This window comes from Ectopseudomonas oleovorans, from assembly GCF_029845265.1.
In the GTDB taxonomy this organism is placed as follows: domain Bacteria; phylum Pseudomonadota; class Gammaproteobacteria; order Pseudomonadales; family Pseudomonadaceae; genus Aquipseudomonas; species Aquipseudomonas oleovorans.
Genome location: NZ_JAOCLK010000004.1, coordinates 17,320 through 35,895, shown reverse-complemented (window position 1 = coordinate 35,895; position 18,576 = coordinate 17,320). Strand labels below are relative to the sequence as shown.

The 18,576-nt window shown below is 61.5% G+C and carries 20 protein-coding genes and 1 other RNA gene; 14 read left to right on the top strand and 7 right to left on the bottom strand.

Features of this window, described 5'->3' with window-relative positions; translation table 11 throughout:
- Positions 1-116 precede the first annotated feature (116 nt).
- Entirely contained in the window at positions 117-548 is a 432-nt protein-coding gene (locus tag N5J71_RS03315) for a Z-ring associated ZapG family protein (protein WP_003459282.1), read from the bottom strand.
- 121 nt (positions 549-669) lie between these two features.
- Here N5J71_RS03315 and N5J71_RS03310 point away from each other — a divergent pair, with 121 nt between their 5' ends.
- The 3 genes from N5J71_RS03310 to zapE all read left to right on the top strand — a co-directional run bounded on the left by N5J71_RS03310 (position 670) and on the right by zapE (position 4,063).
- Entirely contained in the window at positions 670-1,299 is a 630-nt protein-coding gene (locus tag N5J71_RS03310) for an alpha/beta hydrolase (protein ID WP_108233531.1), read from the top strand.
- Between the two features lie 121 nt (positions 1,300-1,420).
- Complete coding sequence (locus N5J71_RS03305; RefSeq protein WP_279916281.1) at positions 1,421-2,767, top strand: tryptophan--tRNA ligase; 1,347 nt, start codon at positions 1,421-1,423, stop codon at positions 2,765-2,767.
- 201 nt (positions 2,768-2,968) lie between these two features.
- Positions 2,969-4,063 carry a cell division protein ZapE gene (gene zapE / locus N5J71_RS03300; RefSeq protein WP_099522468.1) on the top strand — a complete coding sequence of 365 codons (1,095 nt, stop codon included), beginning with the start codon at positions 2,969-2,971 and terminating at the stop codon, positions 4,061-4,063.
- Between the two features lie 78 nt (positions 4,064-4,141).
- On the opposite strand, the gene N5J71_RS03295 is transcribed toward zapE, so the two are convergent.
- A complete protein-coding gene (locus N5J71_RS03295) occupies positions 4,142-5,149 on the bottom strand; it encodes a GlxA family transcriptional regulator (RefSeq protein ID WP_003459287.1) in 1,008 nt (335 codons plus the stop codon).
- 142 nt (positions 5,150-5,291) lie between these two features.
- Here N5J71_RS03295 and N5J71_RS03290 point away from each other — a divergent pair, with 142 nt between their 5' ends.
- On the top strand, positions 5,292-6,431 hold the full coding sequence (locus N5J71_RS03290; protein ID WP_279916280.1) for an acyl-CoA dehydrogenase family protein: 1,140 nt from the start codon (positions 5,292-5,294) through the stop codon (positions 6,429-6,431).
- 247 nt (positions 6,432-6,678) lie between these two features.
- Here the strand turns inward: N5J71_RS03290 and N5J71_RS03285 are convergent, their stop codons facing one another.
- Positions 6,679-7,716, bottom strand: coding sequence for an NADP(H)-dependent aldo-keto reductase (locus N5J71_RS03285; protein ID WP_279916279.1), 1,038 nt, complete (start codon positions 7,714-7,716; stop codon positions 6,679-6,681).
- Positions 7,717-7,963: 247 nt separating this feature from the next.
- Between N5J71_RS03285 and rplM the strand changes: the two genes are divergently transcribed.
- From rplM to N5J71_RS03250, 7 genes are all read left to right on the top strand, one after another.
- The gene (gene rplM / locus N5J71_RS03280) at positions 7,964-8,392 is read left to right on the top strand and encodes a 50S ribosomal protein L13 (RefSeq protein ID WP_017678951.1); all 429 of its coding nucleotides are present in this window, start codon (positions 7,964-7,966) and stop codon (positions 8,390-8,392) included.
- 14 nt (positions 8,393-8,406) lie between these two features.
- Complete coding sequence (rpsI, locus tag N5J71_RS03275; RefSeq protein WP_003459292.1) at positions 8,407-8,799, top strand: 30S ribosomal protein S9; 393 nt, start codon at positions 8,407-8,409, stop codon at positions 8,797-8,799.
- A gap of 254 nt (positions 8,800-9,053) precedes the next feature.
- On the top strand, positions 9,054-9,647 hold the full coding sequence (petA, locus tag N5J71_RS03270; RefSeq protein ID WP_074855467.1) for a ubiquinol-cytochrome c reductase iron-sulfur subunit: 594 nt from the start codon (positions 9,054-9,056) through the stop codon (positions 9,645-9,647).
- On the top strand, positions 9,647-10,858 hold the full coding sequence (locus N5J71_RS03265; RefSeq protein ID WP_003459296.1) for a cytochrome b: 1,212 nt from the start codon (positions 9,647-9,649) through the stop codon (positions 10,856-10,858). Before petA ends, N5J71_RS03265 begins: the two co-directional genes overlap by 1 nt.
- Positions 10,858-11,637, top strand: coding sequence for a cytochrome c1 (locus N5J71_RS03260; protein WP_003459299.1), 780 nt, complete (start codon positions 10,858-10,860; stop codon positions 11,635-11,637). The genes N5J71_RS03265 and N5J71_RS03260 overlap by 1 nt, the downstream gene beginning before the upstream one ends.
- 159 nt (positions 11,638-11,796) lie before the next feature.
- A complete protein-coding gene (locus N5J71_RS03255) occupies positions 11,797-12,414 on the top strand; it encodes a glutathione S-transferase N-terminal domain-containing protein (protein WP_003459301.1) in 618 nt (205 codons plus the stop codon).
- Positions 12,415-12,427: 13 nt separating this feature from the next.
- Complete coding sequence (locus N5J71_RS03250; protein WP_003459302.1) at positions 12,428-12,841, top strand: ClpXP protease specificity-enhancing factor; 414 nt, start codon at positions 12,428-12,430, stop codon at positions 12,839-12,841.
- A gap of 64 nt (positions 12,842-12,905) precedes the next feature.
- Here N5J71_RS03250 and N5J71_RS03245 read toward each other — a convergent pair whose 3' ends face one another.
- Genes N5J71_RS03245 through N5J71_RS03230 form a run of 4 tightly spaced genes read right to left on the bottom strand, consistent with a single transcriptional unit; the run spans position 12,906 to position 16,219 of the window.
- Positions 12,906-13,439: a BON domain-containing protein gene (locus tag N5J71_RS03245; RefSeq protein WP_003459305.1), complete on the bottom strand. Its 534-nt coding sequence runs from the start codon at positions 13,437-13,439 to the stop codon at positions 12,906-12,908.
- Entirely contained in the window at positions 13,436-14,029 is a 594-nt protein-coding gene (locus N5J71_RS03240) for a phosphoheptose isomerase (RefSeq protein ID WP_003459307.1), read from the bottom strand. Before N5J71_RS03240 ends, N5J71_RS03245 begins: the two co-directional genes overlap by 4 nt.
- 25 nt (positions 14,030-14,054) lie before the next feature.
- A complete protein-coding gene (locus N5J71_RS03235; protein WP_003459309.1) occupies positions 14,055-14,414 on the bottom strand; it encodes a YraN family protein in 360 nt (119 codons plus the stop codon).
- Positions 14,411-16,219, bottom strand: a complete 1,809-nt coding sequence (locus N5J71_RS03230; protein WP_279916278.1) for a penicillin-binding protein activator — start codon at positions 16,217-16,219, stop codon at positions 14,411-14,413. Before N5J71_RS03230 ends, N5J71_RS03235 begins: the two co-directional genes overlap by 4 nt.
- A gap of 89 nt (positions 16,220-16,308) precedes the next feature.
- On the opposite strand from N5J71_RS03230, the gene rsmI reads away from it, so the two are divergent.
- The 3 genes from rsmI to mraZ all read left to right on the top strand — a co-directional run bounded on the left by rsmI (position 16,309) and on the right by mraZ (position 18,575).
- Positions 16,309-17,208 carry a 16S rRNA (cytidine(1402)-2'-O)-methyltransferase gene (gene rsmI, locus N5J71_RS03225; protein WP_104728256.1) on the top strand — a complete coding sequence of 300 codons (900 nt, stop codon included), beginning with the start codon at positions 16,309-16,311 and terminating at the stop codon, positions 17,206-17,208.
- Positions 17,209-17,463: 255 nt separating this feature from the next.
- Positions 17,464-17,811, top strand: an RNA gene (gene rnpB, locus N5J71_RS03220) — RNase P RNA component class A.
- A 308-nt stretch (positions 17,812-18,119) separates the two neighbouring features.
- Positions 18,120-18,575: a division/cell wall cluster transcriptional repressor MraZ gene (gene mraZ / locus N5J71_RS03215; protein ID WP_003459315.1), complete on the top strand. Its 456-nt coding sequence runs from the start codon at positions 18,120-18,122 to the stop codon at positions 18,573-18,575.
- The last annotated feature ends 1 nt before the right edge of the window (position 18,576 follow it).

Here is an 18,576-nt window from a genome sequence, read left to right as displayed (position 1 = left end):
GCGAGCGCTGCTCGCGAAACTCTATGCCCTTGGTTTCGCGAGCGGCGCTCACTCCTGCAATGTTTGCCCAATAAAAAGCCCCGCAATCGCGGGGCTCGGTATTTCTGGCTGGCGGGTTACTTCTTCAGCCCGTAGCTCTCGTCGAGCATGCCGGGGCCGTCGCTTTTCGGCGCGTAGTCCTTGGGCATCTCGTGGTTCTTCGGCGGAGTCAGGCGCTCGCGCTTTTCGCCGGCTTCTGTGCTGTTCAGGGTGGCCAGCAGGCGCTGACGGGTCAGCTCATCCAGGGCCAGGCGGTTGGCGCCGTCGGACAGGTGCTCCTGCACGTCCTGGTAGCTCTGGGTGAGTTTCTTCACCAGGCTGGCGGTGGTGTTGAAGTGGGTCACCACTTCGTTCTGGTAGGCCTCGAAGCGTGCCTGCATCTCATCCATCTGCCGCTGCGTACGGCCCGGTGCAGCATTGGGGGCCAGGCGGGCGAGCAGAAAGCCCACGGCGATGCCGACCACCAGGGTCAGGGCGGGTATCAACCAGGCTGTAACGGTCTGTTCCACGAGTCCTTCCTCTCAAAACGGCTTTGCTTTACGTTAGCGGCTCGAACCTGCGCTGTATACGTTTACCTCGCAGGCAGTTTGCTAGACGAGTCGACCCGTTGCGGGGTCACGGAGTTCAGTGTTGCTCAGTCGCGAAACCCCTCTTTTCATTCAAGGCCCGGTGGGGCAACTCGAAGCCCTTCTGCTGGAAGTAGCGGACGCCCGAGGCGTGGCGCTGGTCTGTCATCCCAACCCGGTACAGGGCGGCACCATGCTCAACAAGGTGGTGAGCACTTTGCAGCGTACCGCGCGTGACTGTGGTTATCACACATTGCGTTTCAATTATCGCGGTGTTGGCGCCAGTGCCGGCAGCCACGATATGGGTACCGGCGAGGTGGACGACGCCGAAGCGGTGGCTGCTTGGCTCAAGGAGGAGTACCCGAATCTGCCCATCACCTTGCTCGGCTTTTCCTTCGGCGGTTTCGTCGCCGCGGCGCTGGGTGCCCGCTTGGAAGCGCAGGGCCAGGTGCCGAGCAAGTTGTTCATGGTGGCGCCGGCGGTGCATCGCCTGACCGCCGAGACGCCGCCGGCCAGCCAGTGCCCGCTGGTGGTGATCCAGCCTGATGCCGACGAAGTGGTCGAGCCACAGGCCGTATATGACTGGTCGGCCAATCTCGGGCGTGCCCATGAGCTGCTGAAAGTGGCAGAATGCGGTCACTTTTTTCACGGCAAGCTGACGGACTTGAAGGACATCCTTCTGCCGCGTTTATAAAAAACCGTCATTCCCGCGCAGGCGGGAACCCAGAAGGCCGCAGCACCTAGGCTCCCGCCTTCGCGGGAGTGACGGCAAATGAAGGCCTACCACGTCATTGCAGCAAGACAAGCGAATTACTATGACCACCCGTATCCTTACCGGTATCACCACCACCGGCACACCGCACCTGGGTAACTACGCTGGCGCCATCCGCCCGGCCATCGTTGCCAGTCGCGACCCGCAGATGGACTCCTTCTACTTCCTCGCCGACTACCACGCGCTGATCAAGTGCGATGATCCGGCGCGCATTCAGCGCTCGCGCCTGGAAATCGCAGCCACCTGGCTGGCGCTGGGCCTGGATACCGACAAGGCGACCTTCTACCGCCAGTCCGACATCCCCGAGATTCCCGAGCTGTGCTGGCTGCTCACCTGCGTCGCCGGCAAGGGCCTGCTCAACCGTGCCCACGCCTACAAGGCTTCGGTGGACAAGAACGTCGAACAGGGCGAAGACCCGGATGCCGGCGTGACCATGGGCCTGTTCAGCTATCCGGTGTTGATGGCGGCGGACATCCTGATGTTCAACGCGCAGAAGGTGCCGGTCGGTCGTGACCAGATCCAGCACGTGGAGATGGCTCGCGATATCGGCCAGCGCTTCAACCATCTGTTCGGCAAGGGCAAGGATCTGTTCGTCCTGCCCGAGGTGGTGATCGAGGAGGAAGTGGCGACTCTGCCTGGCCTCGACGGGCGCAAGATGAGCAAGAGCTACGACAACACCATCCCGCTGTTCGGCACAGCCAAGCAGCTCAAGGACGCCGTGGCGCGCATCGTCACCGACTCCAAGCTACCCGGTGAGCCCAAGGATGCCGAGGGTTCGCACCTGTTCACCCTGTACCAGGCCTTCGCCAGCCACGCGCAGCAGGCCGAATTCCGGGCCGAGCTGGAAGGCGGCCTGGCCTGGGGCGAGGCGAAGAATCGCCTGTACCAACTGCTCGAAGACACCCTGGGCGAGGCGCGCGAGCGCTACAACGCGCTGATCGCTCGGCCGGCCGACCTGGAAGATATTCTCCTTGCCGGCGCCGCCAAGGCGCGCAAGATCGCCACGCCGTTCCTTGGCGAGCTGCGCGAGGCGGTGGGCCTGCGTTCGTTCCGCGAGCAGGTGCAAGTCGCTACTGGCGAGAAGAAGAAAGCCGCCAAGAGCGCCCGCTTCGTCAGCTTCCGCGATGAAGATGGCAGCTTCCGCTTCCGTCTGCTGGATGCCGATGGCGAGCAACTGCTGCTGTCGAAATCCTTCGCCGATGGCAAGTCGGCCGGCATGATCAACAAACGCCTGCAATCCGGCGAGCCGCTGGATGTGCGCGTCGAAGGCCAGGTTTTCGCGGTATGGATCGATGGCGAGAGCGTGGCCAGCAGCCCCGAGTTCGCTGACGGTCAGGCGCTGGAAGATGCCATCGCCCGTCTGCGTGAGGCGCTGGCGCCGCAGGAATGAAGAGGCTTTTGCTCCCCTCTCCCGCTTGCGGGAGAGGGGCTGGGGGAGAGGGTTGTCCGGTGCACCGCGTCGTCGGCCTGCCCTCTCCCCGACCCTTTCCCATAAATGGGAGAGGGAGTGTGCCTAGCTTGCACCGATTGCCAATCAACGGGGGCGTCGCTAAAGTGACGCCCCCGTTTTTACTTGCCCGGCTAACGAATCATGACCCCCTTAGAGCGTTATCAGGCCGATCTCAAGCGGCCCGACTTCTTCCATGATGCGGCCCAGGAAAATGCTGTCCGCCATCTGCAGCGTCTGTACGACGAGCTGATTGCGCGCGACCAGAGCAAATCCGGGTTGATGGGCAAGCTGTTCGGCAAGAAGCCGCAGGGGCCGGTCAAGGGCCTGTATTTCTGGGGTGGTGTCGGGCGCGGCAAGACCTACCTGGTCGACACCTTCTTCGATGCGCTGCCGTTCGAGCAGAAGATGCGCACCCACTTCCACCGCTTCATGAAGCGCGTGCACGAGGAAATGAAGACCCTCAAGGGCGAGAAGAACCCGCTGACCATCATCGGCAAGCGTTTCGCCGACGAGGCGCGGGTGATCTGCTTCGATGAGTTCTTCGTCAGCGATATCACCGATGCCATGATTCTCGCCACACTGATGGAAGAGCTGTTCAAGAACGGCGTTTCCCTGGTGGCCACTTCCAACATCGTGCCGGACGGCCTGTACAAGGATGGTCTGCAGCGCGCGCGCTTCCTGCCGGCCATCGCCCTACTCAAGCAGCATACCGACATCGTCAACGTCGACAGCGGCGTCGACTACCGTCTGCGCGCGCTGGAGCAGGCTGAGTTGTTCCACTTCCCGCTCGGCCCGGCTGCCGAGGAGAGTCTGCTGACCAGCTTCCGCAGCCTGCTACCGGACTGCACCCACATGGTGGAGAACGAGGCGCTGATGATCGAGAACCGCGCGATCCACGCCGTGCGGGTGTGCGAGGACGTGGCCTGGTTTGAGTTCCGTGAACTCTGCGATGGCCCGCGCAGCCAGAACGACTACATCGAGCTGGGCAAGATCTTCCATGCGGTGATCCTGGCCAATGTCGAGCAGATGAGTGTGGCCAAGGACGACATGGCGCGGCGCTTCATCAATCTGGTGGACGAGTTCTACGATCGTAACGTCAAGCTGATCATCTCCGCTGAGGTGGAGCTCAAGGATCTGTATACCGGCGGTCGTCTGAGCTTTGAGTTCCAGCGTACGCTAAGCCGTCTGCTGGAGATGCAATCACACGAGTTCCTCTCGCGCCCACACCGGCCTTGACGGTGCAGTGATACGCACAAGTTGACCTGCGAGGTCGCCTTGTGCGTTTCCGGGGGGAGTCAGCCCGGCGCGTTGCGCTCAGCCCTGGTAATCCTTCTGCTGGAACTGCCGGCGGTACTGGTTCGGCGACAGCTCGGTGTGCTGGCGGAACAGGCGGGCGAAGAAGCTGGCGTCGTCGTAACCGACTTCGTAGCTGATGGTCTTGATGCTCTTGCGCGTGGAGGAGAGCAGGCTCTTTGCCGTCTCGATGCGCAGGCGCTGCAGATAGTGCAGCGGTTTGTCGCCGGTCGCCCCCTGGAAACGGCGCATGAAATTGCGAATGCTCATGCCATGTTCGCGCGCCACGTCCTCGAAACGGAACTTGTCGGCATAGTGCTCCTCCAGCCAATGCTGGATCTGCAGCACGGTAACGTCCTGATGCAGTTTCTGGCCGCCGAAGCCGATGCGCCCCGGCGTATAGCTGCGCTGCACTTCGTAGAGAATGTCGCGTGCCACGCCCTGGGCTACGCCAGTGCCGCAATAACGCTCGATCAGATAGATATAGAGGTCGCAGGCCGAGGTGACGCCGCCTGCGCAGTACAGATTGTCGGCATCGGACAGGTGCTTGTCCTGATTGAGCAGTACCTTGGGGAAGCGCTCGGCAAACTCGCGGAAGAAGCGCCAGTAGGTGGTCGCTTCCTTGCCGTCGAGCAGGCCGGCTTCGGCCATCCAGAATACGCCGCTGGCCTCGCCGCAGATCGCCGTACCGCTGGCGTGCTGGCGCCTGAGCCAGTCCAGTACTTGTGGATAGCGGCGGCTGAGGGCATCGAAGTCGTCCCAGAAAGCCGGCAGGATGATTACGTCGCAGCTATCCAGCCCGCCGTCTACCGGCAGGCGTACATTGCTGAAGCTGTTGACTGGCTGGCCGTTGGGGCTGACCAGGTGGATCTCGAACGGCGGCTCAAGGTCCAGGCCCTGCTGTTTGGCATAGCGAATGCCGGCCATGTGGAAGAAGTCCTTGGCCTGCAGCAGGGTGGATGCGAACACGCCATCGGTGGCGAGAATGCTGACGCGGCGCAACGCCGTGCGCGGCTCAGGAATAACCATAAGTATTTATTCTTGTTCAAGGCTAAGTGGTCATGCAGCGGCTGGATCGTCTTATTTTTTGGCGCTTGTGTCCAGTGCGACCAAGCGTTTGCTTGGCTAAAGTCGGAGTCTGCTTTTTCGACCATCAGACACAGGTAGCGCCATGATTCCCAGGACCCTATTCAGCTCCGACCATGAACTGTTTCGCGACAGCGTGCGCAAGTTTCTCGAGCAGGAAGCTGTGCCTCATCACCATCAGTGGGAAAAGGACGGGCATATCGATCGCACGCTATGGAACAAGGCAGGCGAGGCGGGAATGTTGTGTTCGCATATCCCCGAAGAGTACGGCGGCATGGCGGCCGACTTTCTCTACAGCACCGTGGTGATCGAAGAGATCGGGCGCCTGGGGCTGACCGGCATCGGTTTCTCGCTGCATTCGGACATCGTCGCGCCCTACATCCTGCATTACGGCAGCGAGGCGCAGAAGCAGCACTACCTGCCCAAGCTGGTCAGCGGTGAAATGGTCGCGGCCATCGCCATGACCGAACCGGGCGCCGGCTCCGACCTGCAGGGCGTGAAAACCACCGCCGTGCTCGATGGCGACGAATACGTGATCAATGGCTCGAAGACCTTCATCACCAATGGTTGGCTGGCCGATCTGGTGATCGTGGTGGCCAAGACCGATCCCAAGGCGGGTGCCAAGGGCACCAGCCTGTTCCTGGTCGAGGCCAATACCCCCGGATTTTCCAAGGGCAAGCGCCTGGAAAAGGTCGGCATGAAGGCGCAGGACACCTCCGAGCTGTTCTTCCAGGACGTGCGCGTGCCCAAAGAAAATCTGCTGGGGCAGCCCGGGATGGGCTTCGCCTACCTGATGCAGGAGTTGCCGCAGGAGCGTCTGACCGTGGGCATCGGTGCCCTGGCTTCGGCCGAAGCGGCGCTGCAGTGGACGCTCGACTACACCCGCGAGCGCAAGGCCTTTGGCAAGGCCGTGGCGGATTTCCAGAACACCCGCTTCAAACTGGCCGAGATGGCGACGGAGATTCAGGTCGGTCGGGTGTTCATCGACCGCTGCCTGGCGCTGCACCTGCAAGGCAAGCTGGATGTGCCGACGGCGGCGATGCTCAAGTACTGGAGCACCGATCTGCAGTGCAGGGTGCTCGACGAGTGCGTGCAGCTGCATGGCGGCTACGGCTACATGTGGGAATATCCGGTGGCGCGGGCCTGGGCCGATGCGCGGGTGCAACGCATCTACGCCGGCACCAACGAGATCATGAAGGAGATCATCGCTCGTTCGCTGGTCTGAGGGCGGCTGATGGCAAGAAAAAGCCCGGCATTGCCGTAATGCTGTTCACATAAGCAATGGTCGGACGCGATTAGTCCCCTCGCCCCTTTGGGGAGAGGGTTAGGGAGAGGGGAAAACTGGCAGTTTTGCGGTGTTTTCAGCCCTCTCCCCCAGCCCCTCTCCCATAAATGGGAGAGGGGAGTCAAGCGTGTGCAACCTTAAGTGAACAGCATTCCGGCATTGCCGGGCTTTCTCGTTGCGTGGCGGGTCAAGGGGCCGGGTTGGGCTGCCCCTTGTGGATCGCTTCGATACCCGCGAGCACTTCCTCGGAGAGCTTCAGCTCGGCGCTGGCCAGGTTGCTGTCCAGTTGCTCCAGGCTAGTGGCGCCGATGATGTTGCTGGTCACGAAAGGCTGCGCGGTGACGAAGGCCAGGGCCATCTGCGCGGGATCCAGGCCGTGTTCGCGGGCCAGGGCCACGTAGCGTGAACAGGCTGCTTCGGCCTGCGGGTTGGTGTAGCGGACGAAGCGGCTGAACAGGCTGATGCGTGCGCCAGCCGGACGGGCACCACCTTCGTATTTGCCGCTGAGCATGCCGAAGGCCAGCGGTGAGTAGGCCAGCAGGCCACACTGCTCGCGAATCGCCACTTCCGCCAGGCCCACTTCGAAGCTGCGGTTGAGCAGGTTGTAAGGGTTCTGGATCGACACGGCGCGCGGCCAGCTACGGCTTTCGGCCAGCTGCAGGAATTTCATGGTGCCCCACGGGGTTTCGTTGGACAGGCCGATATGGCGGATCTTGCCGGCCTTGACCTGCTCGTCGAGCACTTCCAGGGTTTCTTCCAGCGGCGTGAACTCAACGTCCTGGTGCTTGTAGTCGAGCTGGCCAAAGAAGTTGGTCGGGCGTTCCGGCCAGTGCAGTTGGTACAGGTCGATCCAGTCGGTTTGCAGGCGTTTGAGGCTGGCATCCAGGGCGGCGACGATGTGCTGGCGATTGAATTTCAGCTGGCCGTCGCGGATGTGGCTGATGCCGTTGCCGGGGCCGGCGATCTTGCTGGCCAGAATCCAGTCGACGCGGTCGCCACGCTGCTTGAAATAGCTGCCGATGATCTGCTCGGTCTTGCTGTAGGTTTCGGTGCGCGGCGGCACCGGGTACATCTCGGCGGTATCGATGAAGTTGATGCCGCTGGCCTTGGCTCGTTCGATCTGAGCATGGCCTTCGCTCTCGCTGTTCTGCTCGCCCCAGGTCATGGTGCCCAGGCACAGTGCGCTGACATTGAGATCGGTTAGGCCCAGCTTGCGGTATTCCATGGAGTACTCCCTTGGCAAAAGAGTCATACAAGCAGGTTGAATTTTTTTTCGCAATCAGGATAATCCGGCACCTCTTTCTGCGGTGGAAGTGATGCGCCGCCCGCCGAAGAATCTTGCCGTATTGTGGACGCGCTGACCCGAGCCCCCGATAGCGTCCGTATGCGGCTGCCTTTGACTTGTCAAAGTACGCACTATCCAGTAAGATCCGCCGTCTATTTTTGCTGGGCGGCCCCTGAGGCTATAAAGAATGAAAACTTTTACTGCTAAACCGGAAACAGTAAAACGCGACTGGTTCGTCGTTGATGCTGCTGGCAAGACCCTGGGTCGTCTGGCCACCGAAATCGCGAGCCGTCTGCGTGGCAAGCACAAGCCTGAGTACACCCCGCACGTTGATACCGGCGACTATATCGTCGTGATCAATGCCGAGCAGGTGCGTGTAACTGGTGCCAAAGCCAGCGACAAGAAGTACTACTCCCACTCCGGTTTCCCGGGCGGCATCAAAGAGATCAACTTCGAGAAGCTGATCGCTCGTGCTCCTGAGCGCGTGATCGAGACTGCGGTCAAAGGCATGCTGCCGAAGAACCCGCTGGGTCGCGACATGTACCGTAAGCTGAAGGTGTACAAGGGTGCAGTTCACCCGCACACTGCTCAGCAGCCCCAAGAACTGAAGATTTAACGGAATAGTTCATTATGTCGGCGACTCAAAACTACGGCACTGGCCGTCGCAAGACCGCAACCGCGCGCGTTTTCCTGCGCCCGGGTACTGGTAACATCTCGATCAACAATCGCACCCTGGATACCTTCTTCGGTCGCGAAACTGCTCGCATGGTCGTGCGTCAGCCGCTGGAGCTGACCGAGACCGTCGAGAAGTTCGACATCTTCGTCACCGTTGCTGGTGGTGGTGTCAGTGGTCAAGCTGGTGCCATCCGTCACGGCATCACTCGCGCTCTGATCGAGTACGACGAAACCCTGCGCAGCCCGCTGCGTAAAGCCGGTTACGTCACTCGCGACGCCCGTGAAGTCGAGCGTAAGAAAGTCGGTCTGCGTAAAGCGCGTAAGCGTCCGCAGTACTCGAAGCGTTAATCGCGACTACGCTTGCCAAAGCGCCCAGTTTCCTTACGGAGCTGGGCGTTTTTTATGGGCGTGGCAAAGTGCTGCGACAACGTGCCGCAGACGCGCAAGCTGCACGTGTCAAGGCTTTCGCCAGTCTCTTCGAGGGTAATTACCTTGTCAGAAAAGGGGCTTTTCTTTACCATTTGGCGAATTTTTTGCGCGGCCCGATTTTTACTTAGTAGAGGCCTGAACAACAGGCCACAAAGCTGATGGGAGACGACTGAATGAGCAATGACGGCGTGAATGCAGGCCGGCGTCGCTTCCTGGTTGCAGCCACCTCCGTGGTGGGTGCAGCAGGGGCGGTAGGTGCTGCGACTCCGTTCGTGGGGTCATGGTTCCCCAGTGCCAGGGCCAAGGCGGCCGGTGCACCGGTGAAGGTGAACGTCAGCAAGATCGAAGCAGGTCAGCAGATGGTTGCTGAGTGGCGCGGTCAGCCGGTGTTCATCGTGCGCCGTACTGAGGAAATTCTTGCCAATCTGGCCAAGATCGAAGGTAGTGTTGCCGATCCTGAGTCTGCTGCCTCGGTGCAGCCGGAGTACGTGGACAAGAAAACTCGCTCGATCAAGCCCGAGTTGCTGGTACTGGTAGGCCTGTGTACCCACCTGGGTTGTGCGCCGTCCTTCCGTCCGGAAGTGGCGCCTGCCGATCTGGGGCCGGACTGGGTAGGTGGCTACTTCTGCCCTTGCCACGGTTCGCGCTACGACATGGCAGGGCGTGTCTACAAGGCCCAGCCGGCGCCGCTGAACCTGCCAGTGCCGCCGCACACCTACGAGACGGATGATGTGATCATCATCGGTGTGGACCAGGAGAACGCCTGATGAGCAAATTCATGGAATGGGTGGATGCGCGCTTCCCCGCCACCAAGATGTGGGAAGACCATCTCTCCAAGTACTACGCCCCGAAGAACTTCAACTTCTTCTATTTCTTCGGCTCGCTGGCTCTGCTGGTGCTGGTCAACCAGATCGTTACCGGTATCTGGCTGACCATGAGCTTCGAGCCTTCGGCTGAAGGCGCGTTCGCCTCCGTCGAATACATCATGCGTGACGTCGAGTACGGCTGGATCCTGCGCTACCTGCACTCCACCGGCGCCTCTGCGTTCTTCGTGGTGGTCTACCTGCACATGTTCCGCGGTCTGCTCTACGGCTCCTATCAGAAGCCGCGCGAACTGGTGTGGATCTTCGGCATGCTGATCTACCTGGTGCTGATGGCCGAAGCCTTCATGGGCTACCTGTTGCCGTGGGGCCAGATGTCCTACTGGGGTGCCCAGGTGATCATCTCGCTGTTCGGTGCCATTCCGGTCATCGGTGATGACCTGACCCAGTGGATCCGTGGTGACTACCTGATCTCCGGTATCACCCTGAACCGCTTCTTCGCCCTGCACGTGATCGCCCTGCCGATCGTTCTGCTCGGCCTGGTCGTGCTGCACATCCTGGCGCTGCATGAAGTCGGCTCGAACAACCCTGATGGCGTCGATATCAAGAAGTACAAGGACGAAAACGGCGTACCGCTGGACGGTATCGCGTTCCATCCGTACTACACCGTGAAAGACATCGTCGGTGTCGTGGTGTTCCTGTTCGTGTTCTGCTTCGTGGTGTTCTTCTTCCCGGAAATGGGCGGTTACTTCCTCGAGAAGCCGAACTTCGAAGCGGCCAACCCGTTCAAGACACCTGATCACATTGCCCCGGTTTGGTACTTCACCCCGTTTTACGCGATTCTGCGTGCGGTGCCGGACAAGCTGCTGGGCGTCGTGGCCATGGGGGCTGCCATCGCCGTGCTGTTTGTGCTGCCGTGGCTCGACCGTAGCCCGGTCAGGTCGATGCGCTACAAGGGTTGGATGAGCAAGATCTGGCTGGTGATCTTCTGTATCTCCTTCGTCATCTTGGGTGTGCTGGGTGTGCTGGCGCCGACCCCGGGTCGTACCTTGCTGTCGCAGGTGTGCACCTTCCTGTACTTCGCGTACTTCATTCTGATGCCGTTCTACACCAGGATGGAGAAGACCAAACCGGTTCCGGAAAGGGTGACTGGCTGATGAAAAAGCTCTTTGCTGCATTTGTTTTCGCTGCGCTGCCGGCTCTGGCCATGGGCGCTGTGAGCAATTATCCGCTGGATAAAGTGGACATCGATCTACGCGACAAGGCTGCTCTGCAGGACGGCGCGCGTACCTTCGCCAACTACTGCATGGGCTGCCATGCTGCCCAGTACCAGCGTTACGAGCGCGTTGCCGATGACCTCGGCATCCCGCACGAAATCATGCTCGACAATCTGGTGTTCAACGACGCCAAGATTGGCGATCACATGAAGATCGGCATGCGTCCTGACGACGCCAAGGCCTGGTTCGGTGCGGCTCCGCCCGATCTGACCCTGGTTGCTCGTGTGCGTGGTAACGACTGGCTGTATACCTATCTGCGTACCTTCTACGATGATCCTTCGCGTCCGCTGGGGGCCAACAACAAGGTCTTCCCCAACGTGGGTATGCCGAACGTGCTGGTCGCTCTGCAGGGTAAGCAGGTTATCGGCTGCAAGCAGGTCCAGGTGGTGGAGAACGGCAAGAAGCAGTTCGATCCGCTCACTGGCACGCCGATCACGCATGAAGCCTGTGATCAGCTGACCATCGAACCGAACACCGGCACGCTGAGCGAGGCCGAGTTCGACGAGAAGATCAAGAACCTGGTGACCTTCCTGGCCTACTCGGCCAACCCGGTCAAGCTGAAGTCCCAGCGCATCGGCACCTACGTGCTGCTGTACCTGGCGTTCTTCTTCGTGTTCGCCTACCTGCTCAAGCGTGAGTACTGGAAGGACGTTCACTAAGTCGTCAACGCTGCTGCAACCTGCGCGCCCTGAGGGGCGCGCAGGTGCTTCAGGCCTGCCATTTCCGGCGATTGCCCTGAGCGTCGTCGTCTGTGACGAAAGAATTGCTCCGGCAATTTTTCCTGTTTCCGGATAATCAAAAAAGCGAGGAGGATCGCCATGGCGGTGACCAACCGGTTGACCTGCTACTCCGACCCCGCCGACCACTATTCCCATCGCGTGCGTCTGGTGCTCGCCGAGAAAGGTGTCAGCGTCGAGATCGTCGATGTCGAGCAGGGGCGTTGTCCGCCCAAGCTGGCCGAAGCCAATCCCTATGGCAGCGTGCCGACGCTGGTTGATCGCGATCTGGCGTTGTACGAATCGACCGTGGTCATGGAGTACCTGGATGAGCGCTATCCGCATCCGCCCCTGTTGCCCGTGTATCCGGTGGCGCGTGCCAACAGCCGTCTGCTGATGCACCGTATTCAGCGTGACTGGTGCGCGCTGGTTGATCGCATACTCGACAAGCGCAGCAAGGAAGCCGAGCGTCAGCTGGCGCGCAAGGAGCTGCGCGAAAGCCTGACGGGTGTGTCGCCGCTGTTCGCTGACAAGGCATTCTTTCTCAGCGATGAATTGAGCCTGGTCGATTGCTGTCTATTGCCCATACTCTGGCGTTTGCCGGTATTGGCTATCGAGCTGCCGCGTCCGGCCAAGCCCCTGATCGACTACATGGAACGCCAGTTCGCCCGAGAGGCCTTTCAGGCCAGTCTTTCCGCTGCCGAGCGCGCGATGCGCTGAGAAGGAGGAAGTCATGAATTCCAGTCGTCCCTACCTGGTGCGTGCCCTTTACGAATGGATCGTCGACAACGACTGCACCCCGCATTTGCTGGTCAATGCCGAGTATCCCGGGGTGCAGGTGCCGCCGGGTTTCGCCAGTGACGGCCAGATCGTGCTCAATACCTCGCCCAGCGCCGTGCGTCACCTGCATATGGATAACCAGGCGGTGAGCTTCGAAGGGCGCTTCGGTGGCGTCGCGCACAGCCTGTACATTCCGGTCGCGGCTATCCTGGCGATCTACGCGCGGGAAAATGGCCAGGGCATGGTTTTTGACATGGAGCCTTCCGTGGCCAGCGGCCCTGAAGAACCGGGGCCGGATGATGACGGGCCTGGCGGCGGTGAGTCGTCGCGACCCAGCGGTCGGCCGAGTCTGAAAGTGGTCAAATAGGCATCGGCAGCAGCACAAAAGAAAACGGGCGCCCAGGGCGCCCGTTTTGCTTATAGCTTGTGGCTTAGTTCGTGTATTCGAACAGGCGTATGACCTTCTGTACCCCCGATACACTCTGTACCACGCGAGTGGCAGCGTTGGCTTCCTCGCGGGTGACCAGGCCGAGCAGGTAGACGATACCGTTTTCGGTGACGACCTTGATCCGTGCGCTCGGTACGCTGCTATCGGCAATCATCTGTGTCTTGATCTTGGTGGTCAGTAGCGAGTCGTTGCTGCGTGCCAGCAGGGACGCCGGCCGTTGCACCTGCAGTTCGTTGTAGACCTTCTTTACGCCCTGTACCGCGCGCGCGGTTTGCGCCGCGAGATCCTTGAGCTCGCTGCGCGGGGTCTGTCCGGCGAGCAGGATCACACCGTTATAGCTGGTGACCACGATGCGCGAAGTCGGGCTGGACAGGTCGGCGTGCGCATTACTGATGCGCGACGCAACCTCCGGGCCAAGGAACTGGTCATCGATCTTGTTGCCGATGCTGCGGCTGCCGCAGCCTGCCAGAGTCAGGGTAACGGCCAGGGCGGCCAGAATCAGGGCGGAACGCTTCATTCTTCACTCCCAAACAATTGACTGTCGATCAGGTCGCACAGGCAGTGGATGGTCAGCAGGTGGACCTCCTGAATGCGTGCGGTAACTTTGGCTGGAACGCGGATCTCGACATCTTCCGGTAGCAGCAGCGAGGCCATGCCGCCGCCGTCACGGCCGCTGAGGGCGACGACGGTCATCTCGCGATCATGTGCAGCCTGAATGGCCTGGATGACATTCGCTGAGTTGCCGCTGGTGGAAATGGCCAGTAGCACGTCGCCAGGCTGGCCCAGTGCGCGGATCTGCTTGGAGAAGATTTCGTTGTAGCTGTAGTCGTTGGCAATCGAGGTAATGGTCGAGCTGTCGGTGGTCAGGGCGATGGCCGGCAGGCTCGGGCGCTCGCGCTCGAAGCGGTTGAGCAGTTCGGAGGAGAAGTGCTGGGCATCCCCGGCAGAGCCACCGTTGCCGCAGGAAAGAATCTTGCCCTCGTTGAGCAGAGCCTGCACCATCACCAGGCTGGCGTGCTCGATGTAGGGGGCCAGAACTTCCATGGCCTGCTGCTTGGTGTCGATGCTGGCTTGGAACAGCTGGTGGATTCGGGATTGCATGTCCATCGGTTAAACCTTGAATGTACGGCCGTCAGGCATCGAAGGCGTTCTTGATCCAGTCGAGGCGAGCGTCGCCGTCAGTGCTGATGGCGACCACATCGAAGCGGCAGGGGTGGCGGGTCCAGCGCGAGTGCTGCTGGAGGAAGAGCTCGGCGGCGATCACCAGCTTGCCACGCTTGCGTGCATCGATGCTCTCCAGGGCACCGCCCCAGGCGCTGTGGCGACGGGCGCGGACTTCGACGAATACTACTGTATCGCCGTCGAGCATGACCAGATCGAGCTCGCCACGGCGACAGCTCCAGTTCTGTTCGATCAGGCGCAGGCCGTTACGTTCCAGATGCTGGCGAGCCGCCTGTTCGGCGGCTCGCCCCAGATCGTTGTGTGCGCTCAATTGATGCTGTCAGGAAGGCGCTGAACCTGGCCGCCACGGAACTCGGCCCAGGGCAGCTGGCGCTCGATCCGCTGTGTGGCATTGAGGCTGAGGCTGCCCGACAGGCCGTCGATGCGCGAGTCCGGCAGGGCCTTGAGCTGGCCCAGGCGTGGCGCCAGGCGGTAGGCGTCGACTCCCATGGCATACAGACGGCCGAGGCTGCCGCCGGCCTGCGGCCACTGATTGCTGACTTCCTGGCGCAATGGCGCGTGGGCATCCAGCAGCCAGGGCGTTTCGCAGAAGCGGATGCCTTCCAGGTCCTGATACTGGGCCTGGCTATGGGCGCCGGTGAACAGGTGCGAGGTGGCGTAGACCGGCACGTCGCCGGCGTACTGGAAGGCCAGGGTCGGCTTGATCTGCTGGGCCTGTTGCGGGGTGGCCGCAAGGAAGATGAAGTCGATGTCCTGACGGCGCGCCGGTTGGGCATCCAGGCTGGTGCCCAGGGTGTTTTGCAGGCGGCGCGCGCGGGCCTCGCTTTCGCGCAGTTGGAACAAGTCGGCGATCTGCCGCGCCAGCTCCACCGGCTGGTCGACATGTTCGGCCGCGATCAGGGTGCCGCCCTGGGCCTGCCAGCTCTGACGGAAGGCATCCAGTACGCGGTCGCCCCAGTCGCCACGCGGCACCAGGGCCACGGCGCGGCGCATGCCGTCATTCCAGGCGCGGCGAGCCACTTCGCGGGCTTCATCCTCGGCGGCCAGGCCGAACTGGAACAGTTGCGCCGGGCCTTCCTGACCTGCGTCGCTGTAATTCAGGGCGAGGGTGGTGATTGGCAGTTGCTCGCGGTCGCTGAGCTGCTTGACCAGTGGTTTCTCCAGCGGCCCGACCACCAGCTGTACGCCATCGGCCTGTGCCTGTTGGTAGAAAGCATCCAGCGAGCCAATCCGGGAGCTGTCGTAGAGCTTGATTTCCGGTGGGTTCTGCCCGGCCTGCTGAGCTTCGTAGTGAGCGGCGAGGAAGCCGTCACGCAGGGCACGGGCAACGCTGGCCAGCTGACCTTCCTGGGGGAGCAGCAGGGCGACGCGGGTCAGCGGCTGGCTGGCCAGTTCGCGCAGTTTTCCCAGTGCCTCCGGCAGTTGTTCGGCGGCCGGATGCTGCGGATTTTGCGCAATCCATTGATCGATGGCGGCCTGCTGCTGTTCGAGTGTGGCGCTGCTTTTGGTCCGGCGGGCCAAATCCAGCCAGCCGGCCAGGTCGCTGTCGGCGCCTGCCGAGGTTTGCGCGGGCAGGCTGGATACCAGTGCCCAGATGTTTTCGTGGTTGTCGGCCGCGACCTGGCCGCTCAGCAGTGGGGCGATGAATACGCGCTCGCGTGCGGCGGCGAGGGTCTGACCATCGGCCTCCAGGGCGCGCGCGCGGACCAGTTGGGTGCGAATCTGTTGCTCGATCGGCAGCTCAGCCAGGCGTTCGAAGCTGGGGTGCTGCAGGGCCTTCAGGGCGCTCTTGGGTTGCTTGCGGGCCATTGCCAGCTCGGCCTTCAGGGTGCTGGCGAAGATCTGTTGGGCGGGTTGCAGGCTGGCAATGTCGATCTGCTCGAGAATGCGGGTGGCGCGGGCCACATCGTTCTGCTGATAGCTCTGGTCGGCAGCGGACAGGCGCAGCAGGGCAGCCTGCTCCGGCTTGCTCTCGTCAGCTTGCTGGAGCATCTGCTCGATGCTGGCTTGTGGCGTGCGCGGCAGTTGGCCCAGGTTGTTGGAGGGCGAGCTGGCGCAGGCGGCGAGCAGGCCGGCCAGGAAAAGAGCAGAAAGAGGGCGCAGGCTAGCGATCATCGGGTCATCCTGATACTTGAGCAAAACGAGCGGCGATTGTACCCAAGGGGCGACATCCGTGCGATGGCGCTGGGGCGGAACCGGCTAGAATGAGCGCTCTTTCAATTAACGAGGTGTTTCCAGTGAGTCAGCCCGCCGTCGCAAGTGTCCAGCCAGGCAGCCTTTATGTGGTCGCCACGCCCATTGGCAACCTGGATGACATCAGCGCGCGGGCCTTGCGGATTCTGCGCGAGGTGGCGCTGATCGCCGCTGAAGACACCCGGCATTCGGCGCGACTGCTGCAGCACTTTGGCATCCAGACGCCGCTGGCTGCCTGTCACGAACACAATGAGCGCGATCAGGGCGGGCGCTTTCTGGCGCGCCTTCAGGCCGGAGAGGATGTTGCGCTGATTTCCGATGCGGGCACGCCGCTGATTTCCGACCCGGGTTACCACCTGGTGCGCCAGGCGCGTGCGGCCGGCTTCGCCGTGGTGCCGGTGCCGGGGGCCTGCGCACTGATCGCGGCGCTCTCGGCTGCTGGCTTGCCATCGGATCGATTCATCTTCGAAGGTTTTCTGCCGGCCAAGGCGGCGGGGCGCCGTGCGCGTCTGGAGCAGGTGCGCGAAGAGCCGCGCACGCTGATTTTCTACGAAGCGCCGCACCGGATTCTCGAATGCCTGCAGGACATGCGCGAAGTCTTTGGCGATGATCGCCCTGCCTTGTTGGCGCGTGAGCTGACCAAGACCTTCGAGACCCTGCAAGGGTTACCGTTGGCCGAGCTGTGCGAGTGGGTCGCGGCAGACAGTAATCAGCAGCGCGGCGAGTGCGTGGTGCTGGTGGCAGGCTGGCAGGCGCCGGAAGGTGAGGAGGCGGTCAGCGCCGAGGCGTTGCGCGTACTCGATCTGTTGCTGTCGGAAATGCCGCTCAGGCGTGCGGCAGCCTTGGCTGCAGAGATCACCGGGGTGCGCAAGAATGTGCTTTATCAGGTGGCTCTGGAACGCAAGGGATGAGGTTGTCGCAGGAGCGAGCCCTGCAGAGGGCGCGCTAGGCTAATGCCAGCCAGTTAAGCGTCGGCGCTGTCAGTGCGTAGGAGCGGCGCCTCGCCGCGAACCAGGGCGATGCGAAATTGACAAGCTTCGCCCCGGGGCGGGGCTCTTACGAAAGGCCGCTTTGGTGGCCTTATCTGATCGGCATTAGGCGCGTCAGGCTGCTTTTTCTTGCCGCCGGTAGCTTGCGGCTTGCGGCTTTGTTAACCTTGCTGGCGGAGAGTCGATCGGACAGTCGCTGCCTTCGCAAGAAGGGGGAGGAAAGTCCGGGCTCCATAGGGCGGAGTGCCAGGTAACGCCTGGGAGGCGTGAGCCTACGGAAAGTGCCACAGAAAATAACCGCCTAAGCGTTTCGGCGCCGGTAAGGGTGAAAAGGTGCGGTAAGAGCGCACCGCACGGCTGGCAACAGTCCGTGGCTAGGTAAACCCCACTCGGAGCAAGACCAAATAGGGTTCCATCGGCGTGGCCCGCGCTGGAACCGGGTAGGTTGCTAAAGGCGTGCAGTGATGTACGTCGTAGAGGAATGACTGTCCTCGACAGAACCCGGCTTACAGATCGACTCTCCTCCTTTTTTCCTCGCTATACCCTTCTATTCCCCGCTCGTCTGATACCAAAAAAATCTTACTCTTAACAAATCACTTTAAGTTCGGATTTCAGCTCGCTGCAATGGCTCGAATTTGTCCGATGAAAGTCGCCCCAGACATCTCTTTTCCCCTCGCTTTTGTGCGCTAAATCTCCGTCCTGTAAGGGTTTTTCCCTTTCCGAGCGCCTTGACGGTGGGGCGCATGCGTTTCTATAGTGTGCGCAAGTGGTAAGAAGTGGCACAAAGTGGGTTTTTTTGGGCATGGAAAGCTAATTACAGGGGAAGCGCAGCCGTGTTTCGCGGAGCTAACGCCATCAGTCTCGACGCCAAAGGGCGCCTCGCGATGCCGAGTCGGTATCGTGACGAGCTCGTTGCGCGTTGCAGTGGCCAGCTCATCGTGACCATCGACGCCGTCGACCCCTGTCTTTGCGTTTACCCCCTGGCCGAGTGGGAACTGATCGAGAACAAGCTGCGTGAGCTGGCCTCCTTTCGTGAAGAGAACCGCCGCCTGCAGCGTCTGCTGATCGGTAATGCCGTCGATCTCGAGCTGGACGCCAGTGGCCGCTTTCTGGTGCCGCCGCGTTTGCGCGAATACGCCAAGCTGGACAAGCGAGCGATGCTCGTCGGTCAGCTGAACAAGTTTCAACTCTGGGATGAAGATTCCTGGAATGCCGTAGCCGAAGCCGACCTCGCTGCCATCAAGCAGCCCGGCGCCCTTTCCGATGACCTGCGTGACCTGATCCTGTGAC